Annotated in this window: 1 protein-coding gene; it reads right to left on the reverse strand. The window is 52.3% G+C overall.

Features of this window, described 5'->3' with window-relative positions; all coding sequences use genetic code 11:
- A protein-coding gene (locus tag AACS90_RS03020; RefSeq protein ID WP_099123657.1) for an IS1182 family transposase occupies positions 1 to 1,374 on the reverse strand; the annotation gives its coding sequence in 2 pieces (ribosomal slippage) (positions 1 to 819 and positions 819 to 1,374; 1,375 coding nt annotated over the 2 pieces). This gene is flagged as partial in the annotation.

Consider the following 1,374-nt stretch of genomic DNA (forward strand, 5'->3'; position numbering starts at 1 on the left):
TTCTGGCCCCGTTAAATACACGAAAGCACCGCAGATAAAACCAACAAAGGGCCGCCACCAGTAAGGCTATCTTCTTGATATTTTGAGCTGTTGCCGCCAGCAGACACTGGATCTGGACTTTCAATAAACCCCGAAAATGCGCATAACGATGCCCATGATGCTGTTTCGCATCCGCAAAACTGCGCTCTATCGTTTCTTTCCGGCGCTTATGCATCTTTTTACCCCACGGGGTTAAACGCATGTCTCTCGCCTTTTCTTTGGCCCTTTCCCAGATATGCCGCGCTATCGTTTTTCCTTTTTTTGCGTGGGTACAGGCCGCTCGCAGGGGACAGCCCTGACAAATACCGGCCGCCGTCCGGTAATAACGATATCCCTGACGACCCGTCGTCGTATAAATCAGCGTTTCACCCTGCGGGCAGTGATAGCAGTCCTGTTGCGGATCATAAATAAACAGTTTCTTCTGAAACCTATTGGGCCCTTTGTTTGGGCGACGATAGCTGATAACCGGGATCAGTCCCAGTTGTGCGGTCAGATGGCAAACCGACGCAGTAAAATAGCCCGCATCCAGCACGACAGCGACAGGATTCAGCGGAAAACGCGCCAACTGACGCTTTAGGCGTCCAATCAGCGGTTGGCTGTCGTGGACATGGCCGGCTGTGGCGTAGGTATCGAGGATGATATTGGCTTTGCCATCGACGGTACGATGGTCGAGGTAGAAAAAGCCTTTCGGCTTATTTGTCCGGTGCATAAAGCCACTTTCTGGGTCAGTTGTACTGACTTTGGTCTTTCTTTGCCGTTCCTTATGAGTTGGCGTCAGGCTTTTTTTCCGGACGTCACCCGGTCTTCATTCACGGCGTTTTCCAACTCGTCCAGATAAGCCCCGGGGAGGACGGGCCGCAAGACATTCTCTGATTTATGCGGATTGGCACTGGCTTTCAGGTGCGTACTGTCCGTATAGAACACCCGGCCGCTAACAAAACCTCGGTTGATAGCCTGCTCAACGATGCGGTCGAAAATTTGCTGGAAAACATCAGAATGGTTGAACCGGCGTCGGCGGTTCTGGCTGAGGGTTGAGGCATCCGGGACTTTTTCGGTCAACCCGAGTCGCAAAAACCAGCGGTAAGCCAGATTGACCTGAATCTCCTGGACTAACCGGCGTTCGCTGGGGATACCAAATAAATACCCCAGCAGCATCATTTTAATCAGCATGACCGGGTCTATCGCTGGGCGACCATTATTGTGGCAGTACAAAGGGGCAACTAACTCCCGAATAAATTCGAAATCCAGGGCGGCATCGACTTGACGGACTAAATGATGTTGAGGCACAAGCGCATCGAGCGAGAGTGTTTCGGGCGGGAAAGTCTGGGGAGGGGG

The sequence above is a fragment of the Xenorhabdus sp. KK7.4 genome (assembly GCF_963876465.1).
GTDB classification, from domain to species: Bacteria; Pseudomonadota; Gammaproteobacteria; order Enterobacterales; family Enterobacteriaceae; genus Xenorhabdus; species Xenorhabdus stockiae.